We start from the raw sequence: 17893 nt of genomic DNA on the forward strand, positions 1-17893 counted from the left end.
AGGGGTTTCAATGTTAAGCTGGGAAGAGCGCCGTCAACTTGTGAAAGTGGCGAATTTATATTATACGGAAGGCTGGACACAGCAGCAGATTGCCAAAAAAATCGGGGTATCCCGTCCAGTGATTTCTAAAATGCTGCAGCGGGCAAAAGACGCCGGCATTGTAGAAGTGTACATAAAAGACGAAAGTGTGCATACGGTAGAGCTGGAGAAAGGATTGGAAGAAAAGTTCGGTCTTCAAGATACGGTCGTGGTTCCATCGGTCGGTTTTACACCAGATATGGTACGCCGTGCGGTCGGGCAGGCCGCCGCTCATTACGTGTCGCGTCATTTAAAAACAGATGTGGAGCGGCTCGGCATTTCCTGGGGGACGACACTGTCTGAATTTGTAAAGGAATATCCATTTGAACGGCGGGAGAATATGAATATTGTGCCGCTTGTCGGCGGCATGGGAACAAAAAGTGTAGAGATTCATGCCAACCAGCTGGCGTACGAGCTGGCGAAAAAAATGAACGGCACCTGCTCATACTTGTACGCACCTGCCATTGTAGAATCAGTCGAATTAACCGAGCGGCTCGTACAAATGCAGGATATTGCCCAGGTGCTCGAAGAAGGAAAAAATGTAGAGGTAGCGATTGTCGGAATCGGGAACCCGCATAAAGGATCTACGATGAAAGACATCGGCTATATTCATGAAACAGATATCCAAAGCTTGAAAAAAGCAGGCGCCATCGGAGACATCGGTTCCCGCTTTTTCGATCAGGATGGTGTCCCGATTGAACATGAATTAAACAAGCGGATTATCGGCCTTCGGCTGAGAGACTTAAAGAACATTCCGTACGTGATCGGCATTGTCGAGGGAACCTACAAAGCGGAAAGTATCGAAGCGGCCTTGAAAGGCGGCTACGTACAAACGCTCATTACCGATGAACAAACCGCATTAGCTCTTTTAAACTAAATCATTGCTGTTTAAGCTGCCGGAGGTTTCTGGCAGTTTTTTCATTTGTTTCGTTTCAGCACAATTGTGTACAAAGCGATGGATAAAAACTGTGATGAAAACGCATACATTTTGAGGGAAAATCGTGATAGCATGTAATTAAGCAAGGAGGTCATATTGATGTATCTGGACGAAAGAAGCAGCTTATTGTTAAAAGACCTCGTTTTCAATCCTCATGTTAAAAACAAGGATTTAGAGGAAAAGTACGGGCTGAGCCGGCGTCAGGTTGGTTACAGTATTAACAAAATTAACAGCTGGCTGACTTCAAATAATTTGCCTGTTATTGAAAGGGCAAAAAATGGATTTTTTATCATTCAAACAGAAGTCCGCTCTTACTTCAAAATGGATCATCAAGCAGAGGCCGCCGGGCAGCCGTACATTTTTTCTGAGAATGAACGGGCAGAGCTCATCTTACTTATGATTTTAAGCAAAAGGGAGGAATTGTCGCTTATCCATTTTACGAGTGCTCTATGTGTAAGCAAGAATACCATTTTAAATGATTTGAAAATGGCTCAAACGCTGCTGCAGCCGCACGGTCTTGAAGTAGGTTACTCCCGGCAGAGCGGGTACGAAATGATCGGAAGTGAAATTCAAAAAAGAAAATTTCTGATTCATCTTGTGCAAAGAATACTTGAAAAAGAGCATGGAGAATGGGCTCTTGAAAGTGTCAAAGAAATTCATAAACAAAGAAAAGTGGATATTCAGCAATGGCTTGAGCAAGTAGAACAGCAGCTGAATTTAACGTTTACCGACGAAAAAATGAAGCAGCTTCCTTACGTCCTTGCGATTACACTGGAGAGAATTGAGCAATTTGAACGAATTGATGCGGCATTTTGTATTCATTACGAGGAACTGTCAGATACGAAAGAATATCAGGCGGTCGAGCTGCTTTTGCAAGGTGATGAAACCATTCCAAGGGAAGAGCGGCTGTTTATCGCCTTAAATCTCCTGGCATCCAATGTTTCTTCCTATGAGGTCCTGACAGATACAGATCTTCCTGAGCTCGTAAAAGCAGTAGAAACCACCTTGCATTTGTTTGAAAAAAATGCCTGCATTGAGCTAAAGGAAAAAGAAAACTTAACCCGGCTTATTTTTATTCACATGAAGCCGGCTTATTACCGGATCAAGTATCATCTGACCACTTCTAACCAGTATGCCGAAAAAATCGATGCAGAATTTGGAGAACTTCATTTTTTAATTAAGCAGTCTATCGCGCCGTTAGAAGAACTGATTGGAGAGCCTATTCCAGAAAGTGAGATCGTCTACTTAACGATGTTTATAGGGGGATGGCTCGAACGGCAGGGGGACCGGATCGACAGCAAAATACGGGCGGTCGTGGTTTGTCCAAACGGGTTGTCAGTTTCAAAGCTGATGAAACAAACACTTCAAACCATTTTTCCGGAGTTTTTATTTTGGGATTCTCTATCGATCAGGGAATTTCAGCAGTATACGCGCGAGTACGAATTGGTTTTTGCCCCGCATGTACTGCTGACGGATAAACCCCTGTTTATTGTAAAGCAGCTGCCGACGGAAGAAGAGAAAATGCAGCTTAGGAAGCGGGTGATGCAGGAGTTATATGGATATGTGCCATCCGCCTTGAATGTGGAAGAAATTTTTTCAATTATTCACAAGCATGGCCAGATCAAAGACGAAAAAAAGCTGAAAAAAGAATTACAGACACTGCTCGAGGCGAAGCAGGCAGGGATTCAAACGCTGAAAAAACAGGAGCGGCTTGACTTGACCCATTTTATCAACGAAAGCACGCTGACCATTGTCCCGTCTGTGTCCGATTGGAAAGAGGCCATCCGCCTGGCCGCAGCTCCGCTCGTTCAAGCCGGGAAAATCGAGCCGGAATATACAGAAGCGATGATCAAAGAACACAACTACGAAAACCCTTATATGGTTTTGGGAAAACATGTCGCTATCCCTCATGCGAGCCCGGAAAAAGGCGTGCACGAAACAGCGATGGGCCTGCTGTGCGTCGAGGATGGTGTGCCATTTTCAGACCATTTTCATATTCATTTAGTGGTCGTGATTGCGGCAAAAGACAAAGAAAAGCATATTCGAGCATTGTTTCAGCTTTCACAGCTGGCGCTTGAGCACGAAGAAGTTCAGCGAATAGCAAAAGCAAAAAGCAAAGCGGACGCTGCCGGGAGAATTAAAATGTATATAGAAAAGGGTGAGCAAAATGGACAGTCACATTACCTTAACGAAACAGCTGATTGAACTTCAAGCAAATCACCGCTCAAGCTCAGCTGTTATTGAGCACTTGTTTGAAAAACTGCATACACACCAGTATGTAAAAAAGTCTTTTTTAGAAGCCGTGTTGAAGAGGGAGGAAATCTACCCGACCGGATTGCCGCTTTCAAAAATGGGTGTGGCCATTCCGCACACGGACTCAGAGCATGTATTGAAGCCGGCTATCGCGGTCAGTGTCCTGCAAAACCCGGTTGTGTTCAATATGATGGGCAGCCCGGACACACAAATTAGTGTCGATATTGTACTGATGCTGGCAATCTCTGATCCGAAAAAGCAGCTGGCCATGCTGCAGCGGCTGATGAATGTTTTTCAGGATGAACAGGCGATGGAAGCCATTAAAAATGCCGAGGCAGAAGAAAAAATTGTCGAGCTGCTGAATAATAAATTGCAGCTTATCGAAATAAAGTAAGATGAAAGCGCTTCAATCTCATATTAATCAGGGGGTGTAAACATGATTAAAGATGTTGTGGATTTTGTATTAGATTTAGGGCCATCCATTATGCTTCCCATTATTATGCTTGCGTTTGGACTTATTTTAAAACAGGGATTTAATAAGTCGTTCCGAGCGGCTTTAACCATCGGTATCGGCTTCGTCGGAATTAATCTTGTGATTGGTCTGCTTATGGAAGCGCTCGGGCCTGCCACACAAGCCATGGTCAAATCATTAGGACTCAGCCTGGACATCCTGGATGTCGGCTGGCCGATCGGCGCGGCTATTTCATTCGGTACACCGGTGGCCCCGCTTATGATTCCGCTTATTCTCATATTGAATGTAATTATGCTTTCGTTAAACTGGACGAAAACATTGAATGTCGATATTTGGAATTTCTGGCACCTTATTTTCGCTGCTTCTATTGCGTACTATGCGTACGACAATATGCTGCTCGCTATTGTAGTCGGCCTGGTTGTTTCCGCGATTACCTTGAAACTGGCGGACTGGACGGCTCCGACAATCGAGCATCACTTCGGGTTGAAGGGTGTATCGATGGCCCATTCCGAAACCGTTAACTTTGCACCACTCATGTATGCATCTAACCGAGTCATTGACAAAATACCTGGACTGAATAAGCTGCATGCCGATCCTGAAACCTTGAAAAAACGCTTTGGTATTTTCGGCGAACCGCTTGTTATGGGGCTTGTGTTAGGGATGTTAATTGGCCTTCTTGGCGGATATGACGCGAAAGGCGTTCTGACGCTGGGCGTGCAAATGTCAGCTGTCCTCATTTTAATGCCGCGAATGGTTGCCCTGCTGATGGAAGGGCTTATCCCGATCTCGGAAGGCGCGCGCGATTATATTAACCGGAAATTTCCCGGGAAAAACGTATACATTGGGCTTGATACAGCCATCGTCATCGGGCACCCGGCTAATATGGCTGTAGCGCTTTTAATGGTTCCGATCACAATCCTGCTGGCGGTGATTCTGCCTTACAACAACATGCTTCCATTTGCTGATTTATCCGTGCTTCCATTTACCGTTGTCTGGGCAGTTGCTGCTGCTAGAGGCAATATTATTCGCGGATTGATTAACAGTATCTTTACGCTGATGATTGTGTTCTTTTTGGCAACAAACCTGGCAGATCTTGCAACGACGATGGGACGTGCAGTCGGCTTTGCTTTCCCTGAAGGGGCCACATTAATTTCAGGGATTGACCTTGGATCACACGTTCTTCCATGGATTATCCTTCGCCTGCTTGATCCGTCTAATCCTTATTTCTTTGCCGCAATCGGCGCAGCCGTTGTGTACGCATTGCTTTGGTACTGGGTACGCAACGATATCCGCAAGCAGTACGCCAAGGAAATGGGCCTTGATGCACAGCAGGAAAATGGAGCAGATAAAAAGCTTGAAAACATTAATTAATTATTAGGGGGAATAAAGAATGGCAAAAAAAATATTGGTTTCATGCGGAACAGCAGTCGCTACGTCAACGGTTGTCGCTAAAAAAGTAGAAGAGACATTGAAAAGCAAAGGGTATGACGTCGTTGTCGAGCAATGTAAAGCATCAGAGGTTCCTTATAAAGCAGCAGGTGCCGATGTGATTGTCACGACTACGCCAATCAGCGATGCGGGAAGCACGCCTGTTATTCAAACCATTTCCTTTCTAACAGGTGTTGGAATCGACACAGATATCGAAAAAATTATTCAGTACTTGGGATAAAAAGGCGGAGGGGAGACTCTCCCCTCTTCTTATGATGCGATGGGGAGGTGTTTTCGATGTCTATTTACACGTACAGCAAATCATCAAAAAACATGACAATCTTTTTGCCGGTATTGGTTATGGCCGGCCTCTTCGCCTGGGCCGTCTATGGATTGCTGTCAGAAAACAGGTTTCCGTTAAATGAGCTGATTCTATATACAATGCCGGTGCTTCTTTTGTCTTCTTTTATCGGGCTTCACAATCCATCGAGTGTAAAAGTGACCGACCAGTCGATTACCTTCAGCGGCTTTGGCCGAAGCCACACGTACACATGGGAAGAAGCGGGGGTTATTTTTGTCCGGAAGTATGAGTATGTAGGAAAGACGTTTATCCGGCTTGGCAAGCCGCGCATTTTAGGCGGCAGATACTGGATTACACATGAAATGAATGACTATAAGGAGCTCCTCAGCTTTTTAGAACAGAAAAGCCAAAAGGACGTGAAAAGAGCATGAAGGCATCCGTTTTCTATGATAAACAAACCATTCAATACGAACAGCGGGCCATTCCGGAAATAGGACCTGGAGAAGTGCTGTTAAAAATGGAAGTGTGCGGACTGTGCGGCACGGATATTCACAAGGTGCTTGACGAATCCGTACCAGAATCAAGCATTCTCGGCCATGAAGTATCCGGTACGATTGTAAAAACAGGACAAGGGGTTTCGAACTTTAAAGAAGGAGACAGGGTATTCGTGGCTCATCATGTACCTTGTTTTACATGCCATTACTGCCAGCGGAAAATGTATACCCTGTGCAGGCAGTTTAAAGAAACCAACCTGGATCCAGGAGGCTTCTCCGAATACATTCGTGTACCAGAGCTTCATGTTAAGCACACGATGGGAAAACTGCCAGACAGCGTCACCTTTGAAGAAGGAGCACTTGTCGAACCCGTTGCCTGCTGCCTGCACGGATTTGAATCGATTCAAGTCAAGCCGGGAGACTCGCTTCTTATTTTAGGAGCCGGCCAAATTGGCTGTCTGCAGGTTCAAATTGCCCGTCATCTTTTAGCCGGACAAATCATGGTCAGTGATATTAATCCCTATCGGCTTGAACAGTCTCTTCAGTTTGGTGCAGATCATGCGGTTAACAGTAAAGAAGAAGACCTGCTCGATACGGTGATGCGTTTGACGAACGGAAACGGAGCAGACCACGTGATTATCTCTGCAGGGATAGGCAGCCTGCTTCCTCAAGCAATGGAATGCGTGCGAAGAGGCGGCACGATTCTTGTTTTTGCTCCGTTTAAAAAGGAGTTTGTACAAATACCAGCTGAACGATTTTTTAATGATGAAATTAAAATCATCGGCTCCTATTCATCCAACCCTTATAACTATGAAAGTGCGCTTCAAATGATTCAACAAGGGATCATTCAAGCAGATAAAATGGTGACCCATCGTTTTCCGCTTTCACAGCTGCATGAAGCGATCCGCTGTGCACACGATGCGAATGAAAAAGTGCTCAAGGTACTCATTACCCCTTCATAAGGAGAAGTGTTATGAATATTACATTGCAGGAAAAAACGGTACTGCTGATTGGGGGAATCAGTCCAATCAATCAAGCTCTTTGTGAAGCACTGGCTGAAGCAGGTGCCGAAGTATGGCATCAAGTGTTTCAAGAAAAAGAAGCCGTGATGAGCCCCTCCAGCAAAGTTATTGCAGCAGATGTTCGCCAGCCGAACAAAGTGAAAAAATTGGCAGAATGTATTTTGGAAAAAGATAAAAAGATTGATATTTTAATTCATTCTTTTCCAGCCCCTCCAGCCCGTTCTCTTTTGGAGACGGATCCAGAAGAATGGCTGTCTTTGTTCCAGTACCACGTGGATGTTCCTTTTCTGACGTGCCGGGAGATCATGCCTCGCATGGCAAAAGCACACGGCGGCATTGTAATCAATATTTCATCATCCGCAGCGGTGACAGGTGAAGGGGGTCCTCCTTTTGCCGCGATAAGCAGCACGTTACAATCGATGACGCGCGGACTGGCTCGTGAGTATAAAGAGCAAAACGTACGTGTCAGCGGCATAGCACCTGCTTTTTTGGCAAAAGGCGAAAAAGAAAATGAGCAGGTCATTTCTTCAACAGTTGCCATGACGCTGCTGCTTTGTTCAGACTATGGAGGCTATATAAGTGGCGAATCGATTCTCGTTGATGGAGGGAAAAGCGTTGGATAATGTACTCATCATTGGAGGTGCTGCAGGCATTGGACGTCAGATTGCTTTAGACTTTGCCGAAAAAGGATGCTGTACAGCTGTGGCGGATATTGACCAGTCAGCTTTAACAGACATGACCCAGCAAAATCAAATATATGGATTTAAAGCAGATGTCAGCTCATGGGACAGCGTCTCGGAAATGATCGAACAGGTTATCGATAAGATAGGAAGCATTGATACGCTTGTGTTTTCGGCAGGCATAACGAAAAAAGGGGAGCTGGAAGAAACAAACTGGGCTTTATGGGAAAAAACAATGGCCGTTAATTTACATGGTCTGTTTTTCAGCATCAAAGCCGCCGCGCCGCACATGATAGGCAGAAAAAAAGGGAAAATCGTTATTATCGGCTCTGGCTCTGCTATTACAGGATCAGGAGGAGGCATTCAATATTACGCCTCAAAAGGCGGTGCATTTGGCCTTATGAGATCGCTTGTGAAAGAGCTTGGAGAACACCAAATTAATATTAATGTGATCGCCCCGAGAGTCATTGAATCACAAATGCTTGATTCACTTTATCCAACGGACGAGCTAAAACAAACGGTCAGGAATAAAATCCCAATCGGGAGACTGGGCAGGCCGTCCGATATTTCTGAACTGGTGCAGTATCTTAGTTCAGCTCAAGCGGATTATATTCATGGCCAAATCTTTCTTCTTGATGGCGGAAGAACGTATCAAGGAAACTAATAAAAAGGAAACACGCTATTTTTGCAACGGTTCAACCCTGTTGCAAAAATAGCGTGTTTCCTTTTGTCTGAAAAATTTTTCATAAAATCTGTGGATTACTGTTGACTTTAATTCATAGGATGGACTACAATCATTACAAAGGTAACATATAAGAACAAATGTAAAAGGGGTGATCTTCAATGTGGGGTTATCTTCTTGCGGGGTTTGTCGTTTTATGGCTGCTTCAAATTTATTTGACAATGCGTCAGATGAAGCATTATCGAATGACGATTCAACATATGAGCAGAAGAGAAAGCGGTTACTTGGGTGTTGGTGTTGAGAAAAAGAAACTTGGTTCCGGTACCGTGCTGATTCTTGTTACAAATGAACAAGGGATTGTTGAAGAATGCCGGGTCATGAGCGGTGTCACGGTTTTTGCTAAATTCAAAAAATGTAAGCGGTTTATAGGTCAGCATATTTCCGTACTGCATGATGAACAATGGGAAAAGTCGCTCGAAATGGCCACTGATAAAATCAAACAGCAAATGAATACAGCTGTAACCGTTTAGTTTTCATTATACAAGAAAGAGGAGGGAATGTAAGATGGACTTTTTGGTAAAATTTGCAGAAGGATTTATCGGGATGTTCGAAAAAGGCGGAGAAACCTTTATGGGCATGTTTACCGGTATCATTCCGACACTCATTTGTTTGATTCTAGCTGTAAACGCTTTAATTAAAATTATCGGGGAAGAACGGATTGACCGCTTCGCCCGTAAAACAACGAAAAATATTATTTTGCGCTATACGCTGTTTCCACTCCTGGCCGTCTTCTTCCTCACAAACCCGATGGCTTATACATTTGGGAAGTTCCTGCCAGAGCGCCAGAAGCCGGCATTTTATGATTCAGCTGTTTCACTCGTTCACCCGATCACCGGACTTTTCCCGCACGCCAATGCAGCGGAGCTGTTCGTGTACATGGGAATTGCCCAGGGGATTACGACGCTTGGCCTTTCAACAGGACCACTGGCCATCCGGTTTTTCCTTGTCGGCATGATTGTCATTTTAATCCGCGGGATTTTAACAGAACGCATTACCATTGCCATGATGAAACGTCAGGGGATTTCCGTAACGGACTAACGAAGAGAGGGGGAGAAGCACATGTCTGAAAATCAAGCAGTAAATCCATCATATAAAGCAGTCAAAATTACCAAAGGCAGCAACGGATGGGGAGGGCCGCTCGTCATCCAGCCGGATGAGCAGAAAAAGTATGTTGTATCCGTTACTGGCGGAGGGATTCACCCGGTTGCCCAGTGTATTGCCGATTTAACCGGTGCACAGGCCGTTGACGGCTTTAAAACATCGATTGACAAAGAGGAAATGGCCTGCGTCCTCATCGACTGCGGCGGTACAGCACGCTGTGGTGTGTATCCTAAAATGGGTGTATTGACGATCAATTTAACACCTACATCGCCATCCGGCCCATTAATGAAATTTATTAAAGAAGACAATTTCGTTTCAGGCGTCAGAGAGCCGGACATTCAGCCGGCAGATGGAGCCCCAGCATCGTCCGTTACTGCGGCAGCTCATCCGAAAAATGCCCAGCAGCTGAAAGCAGAAGCGCGTGAAAAAGTCGCGCAGATGAAAACCAGCAGCGGTGAACCGCGCAAGCAGAACATCATCGAAAAGCTGGGCCGTTCGATGGGCGGCGTTATCGGGGTGCTGTATCAGGCAGCACGGGAAACGATTGAGCAGGTATTGAAAAACATCATCCCATTTATGGCGCTTGTCAGCACCTTGATCGGGATTATCCTGTACACAGGTATTGGCGACATTATTGCCAACTTTGTATCGCCGCTTGCCGGCAATATCTTCGGGCTTCTCGTTCTGTCGGTGATTTGTGCCGTGCCGATCCTGTCACCGCTGCTCGGGCCGGGTGCCGTTATTGCCCAGGTCGTCGGTGTACTCGTCGGAGTGGAAATCGGCAAAGGGAATATCCCGCCAAGCCTCGCTCTTCCTGCCCTGTTTGCGATTAACCCGCAGGTAGGCGCAGACTTTGTGCCAGTAGGCTTAACACTCGGGGAAGCAAAACCGGAAACAGTAGAAGTTGGGGTGCCGGCTGTTTTAATGTCACGTTTAATTACAGGGCCGCTTGCGGTCGTGATTGCATACTTCTTTAGCTTTGGCTTATACGAATAATAGGAGGGGTCACTTTGAGCGTACTTGGAGGCGTAAAAATGAAAACGATTTATCAGTCAACGGTTACAGAGCTTGGTGCAGACGTGGAGATGTTTGCGGAAGAAAAAATGCTCATTATTTTCAATGAAAGTGCACCGAAAGACCTGCGTGACATCGCGGTTGTGCACAGCATTGCGCCGCTTGAAGGTGTGATTGAAGCGGGCGATATTCTGACTTTTGGCGATCAGGCGTACAAGGTGACGTTTGTAGGGGACAAAGTAAACGAAACGGTTGCAGAGCTTGGCCACTGCACAATTACGTTTAACGGAGCGGATCATGCAGATCTGCCAGGAACGCTTTGTGTAGAGGATAAAGACATGCCGGTCATCTCGGTATCAACAACGATTACATTTCAAAAGCCTGAGGGGGCCTAAACATGTTGGGACTTAACCGAAAACTGATGCAGCTTGAGAAAGAAGGAAAGGAAATTAAAGTCGGCTTGATCGGCTGCGGCCAAATGGGACGCGGCATGATTTCGCAAATTGAAAGCATGAAGGGCATGCGTGTAGCCGCAACAGCCGACTTGAAAACAGATATTATTCAAAATGCGTACATGACAGCCGGTGTGGAGCCGCAGCATATCGTTACCACAACAGAAATCGAAACAGCAGAAAAAGCATTAAGAGAAAACAAAGTGGTGGCCACTACCGATGTGTCTATGGTGATCGCGCTGCCGGGCATTGATGTTATTGTAGATGCAACAGGCATCCCGAACCTTGGTGCTGAAATTGCCTGGAAAACGATTATGAACAAAAAGCATATCGTTATGCTGAATGTAGAAGCGGATATTACAGTCGGTCCACTGCTTCATCAAATGGCAGAAGCAAGCAGCGTTGTTTATACAGGATCTGCTGGTGATGAGCCAGGCTGTATTATGGAGCTGTATGACTTTGCCGATGCGCTTGGCTTTGACATCGTTGCTCTTGGAAAAGGAAAAAACAACCCATTAAACTATGAAGCAAATCCAGATTCAGCGGCAGCAGAAGCAAAAGAAAAAGGCTCAAGCCCGAAAATGCTCGCTTCCTTCCAGGATGGAACGAAAACAATGGTTGAAATGAACGCGGTCGCAAATGCAACAGGGTTTTTACCGGATAAACCAGGCATGCATGGCCCGGAAGGCACGGTGAAAGAGCTGCCGGATATTTTCCGTCTGCAGGAAGAAGGCGGCATTTTAAAAAGTAAAAAGATTGTCGACTATGTAAATGGCGTTGCGCCGGGCGTCTTTGCCATCATTTCTTCCGAAAAAGAAGAAGTAAACCATGAAATGCAGTACTTAAAAATGGGCCCGGGACCAAATTATATTCTGTTCCGCCCTTACCACTTAACGAGCTTAGAAACGCCGCTTTCTGTGGCTCGGGCATATTTGAACCAGTCAGCCACCATCGCACCTTGGCATGGCCTGCAGGCAGAAACCGTCGCAACAGCGAAAAAAGATCTGCAGCCAGGTGACCGCCTTGATGGCATCGGCGGATTTACGGTATACGGCACGCTGTACAGCCAGGAAGAATCCAAAGCCGCCAATGCTTTCCCAATCGGACTTGTAGATCCGAATGTGGTCGTAAAACGTGCAGTGAAAAAAGGCGATATTTTAACGTATGATGATATCGAACAGGAGCGGGAGTCAACGATTTGGAAGCTGCGCTCGCTTCAAGCACAGAGCTTTTAAGGAACGAAAGGGGGGATGCTGCCGTATACCGGGGCATCCCTTCAATTGTTTTGAACAGCTTGGTTTACCGGTCCCCCTGATTGGCATATAATAGAGAGGGAAAGAAATAGGTGTGAAGGAGTGAGGCTTAGTGAAAATTTCCGAAATGGAAGCCGGCCTTTATTGCACGCGTTGTCATGATGAAACCATTCATCGGGTTGTGTATGTAAACAATAAAATTCAAAGCATTGAATGCGAGGAATGCCATCGGCTGACTGGCATGAAAATCGATGCGAAAAAAGAATTATATAAAGAAATGTACGACCGTATTTCAACAAAGCCTTCACGAATGACACAGGAATATAAGCAGGACTTAAGCAAGTTTGTTTCCGGTATGCCGCTGCGGGTGATCAGCAAGCCATACAGACTCATCAAATATGTTAACGAAACGAGAAAAGTACTCAAACAGTCTAAACATTCTTAACGCAGGCGGTATGCTTTTGAAGCAGCCGCTTTTTTTTGTGCTCAAAAAAGACGGCCCACTTATTTGTGGCCGTCTGGTTCGATATGAATATGAGTCAAGCGGATGCCATGCTCCTGCAGCAGGGCTTCCTCTACATACTCGGTAATATCATGGCTTTCGATTACGTTTAAACCCGGGTCTACAAGAAGAACAACGTCTACAAGCGTAATGTTTCCGTGCGAGCGGGCTTTAATGCTCGGCACACCGCGGACACCCGGTACTTTTTCAACAGTTTTCTGCATCCCTTTTAATTCATTAAGGTCAAATGCATCCGTCAGGGCAAGAGATGCGTCAGAAAAAATATCCCAGGCGGTTTTTAAAATAATAAGGCCGACCACAAAAGCAGTGAGCGTATCAAGCCAGCCAAGGCCCAGGCGCGATCCGATAATCCCGACAAAGGCTCCTACGCTGACAAGAGCATCTGAACGGTTATCATGGGCAGCCGCTAAAATAGATTGGCTGTTAATTTTTTTGGCAAGCCGCCTGTTGTAGAGGTAAACGCCATACATGACCAGTGCAGCACCCAGAGCTGTCCAGGCGGTGAACATATCAGGTGTTTCATGATTCGCCTCAAACAGGGACTGTCCTGCTGAAAGCAAGACTTGAATGGCAACGGATGCCATAATAAAAGCGGCTAAAAGAGAAGCAACCGTTTCTGCACGAAAGTGGCCATACCGGTGATTTTCATCCGGCGGTTTACGGGCAATGCGCAGGCCGATCAAAATAGCGACGGAAGCGATAATATCCGTTGAGTTATTTAAACCATCTGCTTTCAGCGCTGCGGAATTGCCGATCCAGCCGACGGTCAGCTTTACTGCGGAAAGGAATAAGTAGGCTGCGATGCTGATCCATGCACCGCGTTCTCCTTTTTTTAAATCTTCGTATGCTGTTTCCACCTGTGGTTCCTCCAGAAAAGTTAATGTTTATACTATACCAGCCCTCATTCGGGTGGGTCTACGGCAACATGATTGCCGCTGGCTTAACAAGTTGCCCCTGTACTACAATTATTCTTTTTTGCAAAAAAGAGAGTCAATTGCAAAACAATGGGGAAAAGAAAAAAGAATAACAAATAGGCGGTGAAAACAATGGAAACATTCAGCAGCCTGCACCCCGCGCTGCAGGCGTTAGCCGGCGGCATGATCAGCTGGGGAATGACAGCGCTTGGTGCAGCGGTCGTGTTTTTCTTTCGTAATATTAAAGAATCCATCATGAAAATGATGTTAGGATTTGCAGCGGGTGTGATGATTGCCGCTTCTTTTTGGTCGCTGCTGGCACCAGCCATTGAATTCAGCGAAAAAAGCGGACAGATTGCCTGGCTGCCGCCGGTAATCGGCTTTTTGCTGGGCGGCGTTTTTATTCGTCTGCTTGATGTCGTTGTGCCGCATGTGCACATCGGGCGGGAAAAAGGAGAAGGCCCATCTACACAATTGAAAAAAACGACGCTCTTATTTTTAGCGATTACGCTTCATAATATTCCAGAAGGACTTGCCATTGGTGTGGCATTTGGAGCGGCTTCGATGAATATGGATGGAGCCACTATAGCGGCTGCTCTGGCGCTTGCTTTTGGAATCGGCATTCAGAATATGCCGGAAGGAGCGGCGGTGTCAGTACCGCTTCGCGGAGAAGGAATGTCACGGATGAAAGCATTTAACTACGGACAGGCTTCGGCGCTCGTTGAGCCGATTTCAGCTGTTATTGGAGCGGCAGCGGTCCTGTTTATTCAGCCTATTTTGCCATACGCCCTTGCTTTTGCTGCAGGAGCCATGATTTTTGTCGTGGTCGAAGAGCTGATTCCGGAAGCAGAATCCTCGCGCAACACAGACCTTGCCACAATGGGTGTTATGGTCGGTTTTGCCCTGATGATGGTGCTCGATGTCGCGCTCGGATAATAAGAAAGCAGAAGGTACCTGGTTATCAGCGACAAGCATAAGGAGCTGACTATGAAGAGTAAAGGATAAAACGCAGCATCCTGCTGCAACGCCTTTGTGACTCACGTTTTGTGATGATGGTGCCTGGAGCTGGATAAGGCCCGTACCTGATACCGATAAAAGAAAAAACAGCCCTATTCTCAGTGGAGAACAGGCGCTGTTTTTTTTCTTTTTAGCTCATAAAAAATAATCAGGCTTAAGCCGGGCAAATAAATAGAAGGTTTTCGTTCCACATTTTCGTCTGTCAACGGTGATTCCTCCTCGTCCGAGCAAGTTCATACGTTCAGTATGAACTTGCGGAGAAGGATTGTCAGCGAGTCTGTTAGAATTCCTTCCAAACAATTTAAACCGCTTCTTCAGCTGCTTCGCTGCGTTTATTCGCCAGCCGCCAGTATAAATGATGTTGTTCACCGTGTATGGTTACATGAATCCGAAATTCATTAGGATCAAGCCGTATATGATGCTCGCGTGCCCATGCCAAAATAAACCGAAATCCGTTTTTCACATCTTTCTCTTGTCCGTCAAGCTCAAGTAAGGCATAGGAACCAGCTGGAATCGTTAAACTCGACATGCCGGACGGAATAATGTCGATATGGCTCACTTCCATGGCGATGCAGTGCGTATACAACTGGCCAGCCCGCTTCAAGCAAATGTCCATTAAGTAGCCGTCTGTTTGAGAGGGAATTTGGCTGGCTGTTTCTAAAAACCGTTTTTTCCATTCAGGGCGCATAGCAGCAATTTCTTCTTCTGTACCGCTCATTTCAAATCCCACTACCGTGATTGCACGTACATCTACAAGTTTCGGGTTCATGATCTCAGCTCCTTTTTCCCTTCTTTTCCCGCTTTTAAATGTTTTCACACCGTTTCCTAAGGGAATAGCAATTGTAAAAACAATGAACAAAAGTTATACAAGAAAGGCTCCTTATGAAAACAAATATATGTATTTCAGGCGGCGGTGTCTGATCTTTTAATCGGCATGCAGCTTACGCAAAGCGGCGTCGACATGATCGCTGCCGAAAGAGACGCTGCGCCTTTGATGGACTGAAATGGCATACAACCATTGCTTTCTAACCCTCACATTTCCCCAGCCTGAAAGCATAACAGAAGGCGAAATGATTGTAGGCGGTCATTCCTTTCCTGGATTTTTTTCTCTTCCTGATTTACAGGTGCGCACGGTACTCCTTATTAAAAAAGAAGAATACAAAGAGATGAAGCGGAGTGGGCCGCTTTGTGCAAACGGGGGTTTGCCTGGAACTGTCCTGCCGAAAGCAAACGGCGCAGAGCATCTATATACAGACGGTGATGACTATCTTTGGAAAAACAGGGGGAAGTAACATGATTGCTGAATACCGAAAAATGTGGGAAGCACGAAATTGGCTGAAGAAAAATGAACCCTTTTTGCCGACATGGCAGGCATATGTCGGCTACCGGCTTGATTTGTTTCATAAACTCGCAGGCGGCGCGACACTCGAATCGCTTGCAGAAGACTACGGCTATGAAGAAACGCTTCTAAGTTCCTGGGCCGATACAGGAATTGTGCTGGGCCATTTAAAACAGGACGGCGGCCGGCTTGTTCCTTCTAAAAAAATGCTGAAGTTTTTTTCACAGGAAAGTGATCACTCGGTTGGTGAGCTGCTCAAAGAATTATTTGAAATGCATATGCCTTCCTTGATGAACTATCCCCAAATGATTACATCCAATCAAAAGGGGCGGTTTAACGGAGAGGATTTTGGCAAAACAGTTGCGGCCACCTCCGCTTTAATTGAAAAAAGAGCATTTGGACATGTACTGTCGGAGATAAATGCACAAAAACCGCGCTGGGTGCTGGATATTGGCTGCGGAACGGGCGGCTATTTAATAAAACTGGCCGATAAAATAAAACAAGGAACTTTCGTTGGGGTGGACATCAGTAAAGAATGCATTGAAGAAGCACGCCAAAAAGTCCGGAAGAAGAGCCTGGGGGAAAAAGTAAAGTTTTATTATGCAGATATCAATACGTGGGAAGTGCCAAGCCGTTTTTTTGATGTGATCATGATGAATAACCTTCTTCATTACTATTCACAGGATGCGCGAAAAGAGCTGCTCGCCCGTGTTTCAAAGCTGATCAGCCAAAACGGGACCGTTATTATGATTACCCCCCTTTATCTGGAACGGGGCGGACAGCGCTTTTCAGCTGCGTTTAATTCATTTATGGAAGCGCATGAAAATTTATACCCGCTGCCAAGAAAGGATGAACTTATCCGGGATGCAGAGGAAGCGGGGCTCCAGCTAAAATCGATTAAAACGGTCGTGCGCGAAGGAAGCTGGTATTGTGTAAATTTTTCAAAAAAATAGATATACTGAAGGAAACAAACTAAAGTGAGGCGGATAAAATGGCAATTGGGTACTTGAACGGGAAAATCATAAACTCAGATGATCCCGTGCTGCCGATTGATGAGCGCGGACATCAATTTGGTGACGGAGTGTATGAATATATTCGTGTTTATGGCGGGCATCCTTTTATGATGAAGGAGCACCTGGACCGCTTTTTTAAAAGTGCTGAAGCGATCAAACTGAATCTGGATCATTCACGTGAAGACATTGAAGAGATTACAGCCGGCTTGATCAAGAGAAGCGAGCTGTCTGATTGCGATATATACATGCAGGCCACACGCGGCATCGCTCCGCGCAACCACTTGTTTCCGAATGTGCCCGCGTCGATTTCCATGACGGTCAAGCCGTTCCGGGCGATGGATGAAACGCTGCGGGAAAATGGCGCCAGCATCAAGCTTCTGCCTGACGAACGATGGCAAAACTGCTGGATTAAAACACTCAACCTTTTGCCGAATCTCCTGGCGAAGCAGGAAGCGTTTGAAGCTGGTGCATTTGAGGCAGTGCTCGTCCGTGATGGTGTGGTAACAGAAGGATCAAGCTCTAATTTATTTCTCGTCAAAGAAGGAGAATTAATTACTCCGCCTGCGACAAAGCATATTTTGCACGGTATTACGCGCATGGCTGTGATGGATATCGCTGGAGAGCTTGGCATTCCGGTAAAAGAGGAGACATTTGCACCCGATGCTGTTTTGAAAGCGGATGAAGTGTTTTTAACGAGTACCGGGATTGAGATTGTGCCGGTTACAACTGCAGATGACCAAAAGATCGGCAGCGGAAAGCCAGGCGACATAACGAAAAAAATCTACGAAGCTTTTATGAAACGAGTTTAAGACAAAGGCCCTTTAACAGAGGGCTTTTTTTATTTATGTACAGAATTTTCT

Annotated in this window: 21 protein-coding genes; 19 read left to right on the top strand and 2 right to left on the bottom strand. The window is 45.9% G+C overall.

Annotation, left to right across the window (positions count from 1 at the left end; translation table 11 throughout):
* The first annotated feature begins 10 nt into the window (after positions 1-10).
* The 15 genes from M3221_RS09960 to M3221_RS10030 all read left to right on the top strand — a co-directional run bounded on the left by M3221_RS09960 (position 11) and on the right by M3221_RS10030 (position 12672).
* Entirely contained in the window at positions 11-955 is a 945-nt protein-coding gene (locus M3221_RS09960; protein WP_251271440.1) for a sugar-binding transcriptional regulator, read from the top strand.
* A 159-nt stretch (positions 956-1114) separates the two neighbouring features.
* Entirely contained in the window at positions 1115-3220 is a 2106-nt protein-coding gene (locus tag M3221_RS09965) for a BglG family transcription antiterminator (RefSeq protein ID WP_251271442.1), read from the top strand.
* Complete coding sequence (locus tag M3221_RS09970; RefSeq protein WP_251271444.1) at positions 3183-3662, top strand: PTS sugar transporter subunit IIA; 480 nt, start codon at positions 3183-3185, stop codon at positions 3660-3662. The genes M3221_RS09965 and M3221_RS09970 overlap by 38 nt, the downstream gene beginning before the upstream one ends.
* Positions 3663-3704: 42 nt before the next feature.
* A complete protein-coding gene (locus tag M3221_RS09975; RefSeq protein ID WP_251271446.1) occupies positions 3705-5111 on the top strand; it encodes a PTS galactitol transporter subunit IIC in 1407 nt (468 codons plus the stop codon).
* A 19-nt stretch (positions 5112-5130) separates the two neighbouring features.
* On the top strand, positions 5131-5409 hold the full coding sequence (locus M3221_RS09980; protein WP_251271448.1) for a PTS sugar transporter subunit IIB: 279 nt from the start codon (positions 5131-5133) through the stop codon (positions 5407-5409).
* 56 nt (positions 5410-5465) lie between these two features.
* Positions 5466-5900, top strand: a complete 435-nt coding sequence (locus tag M3221_RS09985) for a hypothetical protein (protein WP_251271450.1) — start codon at positions 5466-5468, stop codon at positions 5898-5900.
* The gene (locus M3221_RS09990; RefSeq protein ID WP_251271452.1) at positions 5897-6925 is read left to right on the top strand and encodes a zinc-dependent dehydrogenase; all 1029 of its coding nucleotides are present in this window, start codon (positions 5897-5899) and stop codon (positions 6923-6925) included. Before M3221_RS09985 ends, M3221_RS09990 begins: the two co-directional genes overlap by 4 nt.
* A gap of 11 nt (positions 6926-6936) precedes the next feature.
* The gene (locus M3221_RS09995) at positions 6937-7608 is read left to right on the top strand and encodes an SDR family NAD(P)-dependent oxidoreductase (RefSeq protein WP_251271455.1); all 672 of its coding nucleotides are present in this window, start codon (positions 6937-6939) and stop codon (positions 7606-7608) included.
* Positions 7565-8329: an SDR family NAD(P)-dependent oxidoreductase gene (locus M3221_RS10000; protein WP_311316131.1), complete on the top strand. Its 765-nt coding sequence runs from the start codon at positions 7565-7567 to the stop codon at positions 8327-8329. The genes M3221_RS09995 and M3221_RS10000 overlap by 44 nt, the downstream gene beginning before the upstream one ends.
* 179 nt (positions 8330-8508) lie before the next feature.
* Positions 8509-8877: a transcriptional regulator GutM gene (locus M3221_RS10005; RefSeq protein ID WP_251271458.1), complete on the top strand. Its 369-nt coding sequence runs from the start codon at positions 8509-8511 to the stop codon at positions 8875-8877.
* 34 nt (positions 8878-8911) lie between these two features.
* Entirely contained in the window at positions 8912-9445 is a 534-nt protein-coding gene (srlA, locus tag M3221_RS10010) for a PTS glucitol/sorbitol transporter subunit IIC (RefSeq protein WP_251271459.1), read from the top strand.
* A gap of 21 nt (positions 9446-9466) precedes the next feature.
* Entirely contained in the window at positions 9467-10504 is a 1038-nt protein-coding gene (gene srlE / locus M3221_RS10015; protein WP_251271461.1) for a PTS glucitol/sorbitol transporter subunit IIB, read from the top strand.
* Between the two features lie 14 nt (positions 10505-10518).
* On the top strand, positions 10519-10917 hold the full coding sequence (locus M3221_RS10020; protein ID WP_251271463.1) for a PTS glucitol/sorbitol transporter subunit IIA: 399 nt from the start codon (positions 10519-10521) through the stop codon (positions 10915-10917).
* 2 nt (positions 10918-10919) lie between these two features.
* Positions 10920-12209, top strand: coding sequence for an NAD(P)H-dependent oxidoreductase (locus M3221_RS10025; RefSeq protein WP_251271464.1), 1290 nt, complete (start codon positions 10920-10922; stop codon positions 12207-12209).
* A gap of 130 nt (positions 12210-12339) precedes the next feature.
* Positions 12340-12672, top strand: a complete 333-nt coding sequence (locus M3221_RS10030; RefSeq protein ID WP_242232675.1) for a bh protein — start codon at positions 12340-12342, stop codon at positions 12670-12672.
* A gap of 59 nt (positions 12673-12731) precedes the next feature.
* Here the strand turns inward: M3221_RS10030 and M3221_RS10035 are convergent, their stop codons facing one another.
* Positions 12732-13607: a cation diffusion facilitator family transporter gene (locus M3221_RS10035; protein WP_251271466.1), complete on the bottom strand. Its 876-nt coding sequence runs from the start codon at positions 13605-13607 to the stop codon at positions 12732-12734.
* A gap of 189 nt (positions 13608-13796) precedes the next feature.
* On the opposite strand from M3221_RS10035, the gene M3221_RS10040 reads away from it, so the two are divergent.
* Complete coding sequence (locus M3221_RS10040; protein WP_251271468.1) at positions 13797-14600, top strand: ZIP family metal transporter; 804 nt, start codon at positions 13797-13799, stop codon at positions 14598-14600.
* A gap of 382 nt (positions 14601-14982) precedes the next feature.
* On the opposite strand, the gene M3221_RS10045 is transcribed toward M3221_RS10040, so the two are convergent.
* Entirely contained in the window at positions 14983-15450 is a 468-nt protein-coding gene (locus M3221_RS10045; RefSeq protein WP_251271470.1) for a GyrI-like domain-containing protein, read from the bottom strand.
* 301 nt (positions 15451-15751) lie between these two features.
* On the opposite strand from M3221_RS10045, the gene M3221_RS10050 reads away from it, so the two are divergent.
* The 3 genes from M3221_RS10050 to dat are packed head-to-tail and all read left to right on the top strand — an operon-like array spanning position 15752 to position 17842.
* Positions 15752-15973 (top strand): hypothetical protein, encoded by a 222-nt coding sequence (locus tag M3221_RS10050; RefSeq protein ID WP_251271472.1) that lies wholly within the window; start codon positions 15752-15754, stop codon positions 15971-15973.
* Position 15974: 1 nt separating this feature from the next.
* A complete protein-coding gene (locus tag M3221_RS10055) occupies positions 15975-16973 on the top strand; it encodes a class I SAM-dependent methyltransferase (RefSeq protein ID WP_251271474.1) in 999 nt (332 codons plus the stop codon).
* 38 nt (positions 16974-17011) lie between these two features.
* Entirely contained in the window at positions 17012-17842 is an 831-nt protein-coding gene (dat, locus tag M3221_RS10060) for a D-amino-acid transaminase (RefSeq protein WP_251271476.1), read from the top strand.
* The last annotated feature ends 51 nt before the right edge of the window (positions 17843-17893 follow it).

The organism is Domibacillus indicus, assembly GCF_023715895.1.
GTDB classification, from domain to species: Bacteria; Bacillota; Bacilli; order Bacillales; family Domibacillaceae; genus Domibacillus; species Domibacillus indicus_A.

Coding starts and splice junctions, on each gene's coding strand:
- M3221_RS09960 (WP_251271440.1), top strand. CDS start 11: ATGTTAAGCTGGGAAGAGCGCCGTCAACTTGTGAAAGTGGCGAATTTA.
- M3221_RS09965 (WP_251271442.1), top strand. CDS start 1,115: ATGTATCTGGACGAAAGAAGCAGCTTATTGTTAAAAGACCTCGTTTTC.
- M3221_RS09970 (WP_251271444.1), top strand. CDS start 3,183: ATGGACAGTCACATTACCTTAACGAAACAGCTGATTGAACTTCAAGCA.
- M3221_RS09975 (WP_251271446.1), top strand. CDS start 3,705: ATGATTAAAGATGTTGTGGATTTTGTATTAGATTTAGGGCCATCCATT.
- M3221_RS09980 (WP_251271448.1), top strand. CDS start 5,131: ATGGCAAAAAAAATATTGGTTTCATGCGGAACAGCAGTCGCTACGTCA.
- M3221_RS09985 (WP_251271450.1), top strand. CDS start 5,466: ATGTCTATTTACACGTACAGCAAATCATCAAAAAACATGACAATCTTT.
- M3221_RS09990 (WP_251271452.1), top strand. CDS start 5,897: ATGAAGGCATCCGTTTTCTATGATAAACAAACCATTCAATACGAACAG.
- M3221_RS09995 (WP_251271455.1), top strand. CDS start 6,937: ATGAATATTACATTGCAGGAAAAAACGGTACTGCTGATTGGGGGAATC.
- M3221_RS10005 (WP_251271458.1), top strand. CDS start 8,509: ATGTGGGGTTATCTTCTTGCGGGGTTTGTCGTTTTATGGCTGCTTCAA.
- srlA (WP_251271459.1), top strand. CDS start 8,912: ATGGACTTTTTGGTAAAATTTGCAGAAGGATTTATCGGGATGTTCGAA.
- srlE (WP_251271461.1), top strand. CDS start 9,467: ATGTCTGAAAATCAAGCAGTAAATCCATCATATAAAGCAGTCAAAATT.
- M3221_RS10025 (WP_251271464.1), top strand. CDS start 10,920: ATGTTGGGACTTAACCGAAAACTGATGCAGCTTGAGAAAGAAGGAAAG.
- M3221_RS10040 (WP_251271468.1), top strand. CDS start 13,797: ATGGAAACATTCAGCAGCCTGCACCCCGCGCTGCAGGCGTTAGCCGGC.
- M3221_RS10045 (WP_251271470.1), bottom strand. CDS start 15,450: ATGAACCCGAAACTTGTAGATGTACGTGCAATCACGGTAGTGGGATTT.
- M3221_RS10050 (WP_251271472.1), top strand. CDS start 15,752: ATGATTGTAGGCGGTCATTCCTTTCCTGGATTTTTTTCTCTTCCTGAT.
- M3221_RS10055 (WP_251271474.1), top strand. CDS start 15,975: ATGATTGCTGAATACCGAAAAATGTGGGAAGCACGAAATTGGCTGAAG.
- dat (WP_251271476.1), top strand. CDS start 17,012: ATGGCAATTGGGTACTTGAACGGGAAAATCATAAACTCAGATGATCCC.